Origin of the sequence: Streptococcus mitis subsp. hohhotensis (genome assembly GCF_000722775.1) — a bacterium.
In the GTDB taxonomy this organism is placed as follows: domain Bacteria; phylum Bacillota; class Bacilli; order Lactobacillales; family Streptococcaceae; genus Streptococcus; species Streptococcus carlssonii.
Genome location: NZ_JPFZ01000004.1, coordinates 1 through 3681, shown reverse-complemented (window position 1 = coordinate 3681; position 3681 = coordinate 1). Strand labels below are relative to the sequence as shown.

1 protein-coding gene is annotated in these 3681 nt (G+C 37.1%); it reads right to left on the bottom strand.

The annotated features are described in order from the left end of the window. Positions 1-3681, bottom strand: a 3681-nt coding sequence (locus SK608_RS00020) for a MucBP domain-containing protein (RefSeq protein ID WP_033675581.1), incomplete at both ends; no start/stop codon positions are given.

Sequence of the window (3681 nt, the reverse complement as noted above, 5' to 3'; positions counted from 1 at the left end):
TGATTTCTTTGCCTTCTTCATTCACATAACTTGTTACGACTTGACGGTATACATGTGTTGTATTTCCTTTCTCGTCTTTCTTAGTTTCTTTGTAAATGTACTCTGGAATGTCTTTCTTATCTTTCGTTCCTTTGTCTGAAGGGTTGATTTCTTTGCCTTCTTCATTCACATAACTTGTTACGACTTGACGGTATACATGCGTTGTATTTCCTTTTTCGTCTTTCTTAGTTTCTTTGTAAATGTACTCTGGAATGTCTTTCTTATCTTTCGTTCCTTTGTCTGAAGGGCTAATTTCTTTGCCTTCTTCATTCACATAACTTGTTATGACTTGACGGTATACATGCGTTGTATTGCCTTTGTCGTCTTTCTTAGTTTCTTTGTAAATGTACTCTGGAATGTCTTTCTTATCCTTCGTTCCTTTGTCTGAAGGGTTGATTTCTTTGCCTTCTTCATCTACATAACTTGTTACAACTTTACGGTATACATACTCAACTGTTGTAACTCCTGTATTGACTTTTCCTGTTTCAGAAGCTGATGTTTCAGATTTTTTCACGAATTCATAAACATCACCATTGGCAGTTGTGATTGTTTCTGGTTTTAAGTCTGGTGTGTTTGTGTTGTACTCTTTACCTGTTGGACTTTGTGTTTCAGCTTTAACACTTGTCTTACCTTCAATCGCATTTCCTTCAGTATCAGTGTAACTTACTGTTACATCACCTTTTTGGAGTTCGTATTTATACGTTACTTCTGTTGGTGCAACCGTTACTTTACCTGTTTCTTTTCCTACTGTTTGGGCTGGTACTAATTTGTACACTTTGCCACTTTCAGTTGTGATTGTTTCTGGTTTTAAGTCTGGTGTGTTTGTGTTGTACTCTTTACCTGTTGGACTTTGAGTTTCAGCTTTGACACTTGTCTTACCTTCAATCGCATTTCCTTCAGTATCAGTGTAACTTACTGTTACATCACCTTTTTGGAGTTCGTATTTATACGTTACTTCTGTTGGTGCAACCGTTACTTTACCATTTTCCTTACCGACTGTTTGGGCTGGTACTAATTTGTACACTTTGCCACTTTCAGTTGTGATTGTTTCTGGTTTCAATTCAGGTGTGTTGGTGTTGTACTCTTTACCTGTTGGACTTTGAGTTTCAGCTTTGACACTTGTCTTACCTTCAATCGCATTTCCTTCAGTATCTGTATAGTTTACTGTTACGTCACCTTTGGCTAATTCATATACATATGTCACGTTTTGCGGATTTTCTGTTACTTTACCGTTTTCGTTGCCTTCTGTACGTGTTGGTACTAGGTTGTATACTTTTCCATCTGGCGTTGTGATCTTAGCTGGTTTCAACTTAGCTGTTGCTGTGTTGAAGGCCTTACCTGTTGGTGCATCTTTTTCTGCATCTTTTGGTGTTTCATAACCTGGAATCTTGTTACCTTCAGTATCTTTGTAGCTTACTGTTACGTCACCTTTGGCTAATTCATATACATATGTCACATTTTGCGGATTTTCTGTTACTTTTCCACTTTCGTTGCCTTCTGTACGGCCTGGTACTAGGTTGTATACTTTGCCATCTGGCGTTGTAATCTTACTTGGTTTCAACTCATTGGTTGCTGTATTGAAGTCTTTTCCTGTTGGTGCATCTTTTTCTGCATCTTTTGGTGTTTCATAACCTGGAATCTTGCTACCTTCAATATCTTTGTAACTTACTGTTACATCACCTTTGGCTAATTCATATACATATGTCACGTTTTGCGGATTTTCTGTTACTTTGCCATTTTCGTTGCCTTCTGTACGGCCTGGTACTAGGTTGTATACTTTTCCATCTGATGTTGTAATCTTACTTGGTTTCAACGCTTCTGTTACAGTAGTGTACTCTTTTCCTGTTGGTGATTGTGTTTCCACTGTCTTAGGTGTTTCATAACCTGGAATCTTGTTACCTTCAGTATCTTTGTAAGTTACTGTTACGTTACCCTTAGCTAATTCATATACATAAGTTACGTTTTGTGGAGTTTCTGTTACTTTACCGTTTTCGTTGCCTTCTGTACGTGTTGGTACTAAGTTGTATACTTTGCCATCTGGCGTTGTAATCTTACTTGGTTTCAACTCGGTTGTTGCTGTGTTGAAGGCCTTACCTGTTGGTGCATCTTTTTCTGCATCTTTTGGTGTTTCATAACCTGGAATCTTGTTACCTTCAGTATCTTTGTAGCTTACTGTTACGTTACCTTTGGCTAATTCATATACATATGTCACGTTTTGCGGATTTTCTGTTACTTTTCCATTTTCGTTGCCTTCTGTACGGCCTGGCACTAGGTTGTATACTTTGCCATCTGGCGTTGTGATCTTAGCTGGTTTCAACGCTTCTGTTGCTGTGTTGAAGGCTTTTCCTGTTGGTGCATCTTTTTCTGCATCTTTTGGTGTTTCGTAACCTGGAATCTTGTTACCTTCAGTATCTTTATAACTTACAGTTACGTTCCCATTTACTAACTCATACTGATAAGTTACAGTAATTTCGTTTTCTTCTACTTTACCAGATACTGGTTTAGATCCATCTAATAATCCATCACGTTCAGCAATTAATCGATATACTTTTCCATCTGCTGTTGTAATCTTAGATGCTTTTTTGTCTTCAACATTGTAATCAGTGTTAACACTTGCATTTGTTACAGGTTTTAAGCCATCTGCTGTTACTTCTTCAGTACTATCACCAGGCATTGTTGCAGTTCCGGCGATTGGTTGACCAGATTTGTCAACATATTTCACATTTACTGCTGATTTTTTCTCTTTGTAAACGAATGTTACAACTTTATCAGCTTCTGTTACTGTTCCTGTTTCTGGTTCTGATGTATTGTATAATCCATTATTTTCTGTTACAAGTTCATATACTTTTCCATCTGCTGTTGTGATCTTAGTTGCTTTTTTCTCAGCTACCTTATTATCATAACTTGTGCCTAACTCTGCTTCAGTAACTGCTTTCACTCCGTCTGCTGTTACTGCTTCTGTAGTATTTCCTGGTATTGAAGCTGTTCCTGCCAATGGAGCTCCTGTTTCATCTACATATTTAACTAGAACATTACCTTTAACTTCTTCATAAACATAGGTTACTTCAAGTGTTTTTCCTGATACTACTTGTCCTTCTGCAGCGCCAACGTTTTCGCCATTTGTTACGACTGCTTCTGCAGAGTAAGTAGCATTAGTTGTAGTTGTACCTTCTTTAGTAACTAATTTATATTTCTTGTTGTTAAATTCAATTGTTGCTGGTTTTTCATCGGTTTCAGCTGCGTTATATGCTGTTCCTGGTTTAGCATTTGTTGAATCTTGTACAGTTGCTTTAATTTCAGTACCTTCAGTATTAATGTATTTAATGACTACTGAACCTGCTTTTTCGTAAACATAAGTGACTTCTTTTATTTTACCTTCTTCAACTGTTCCAGTAACTGTTGCTGAGCCAGCTTTTACTCCATTATCAGAAGATACTAGGTAATATACTTCTCCAGTTGCTGTTGTAATCTTATTCGGTTTGTTAGCTGGAGTGCTTGCATCATAATTTGTACCATTTGATACATCTGTTGCATTTGCAACTGCTAATCCTTTTTCTTCTACTGTAGTTGGAGTTGTTGCATTATCAAATGTTAATTCACCTGTTAATTCAGTACCATCTGATAATTCATATTTAGTCACTA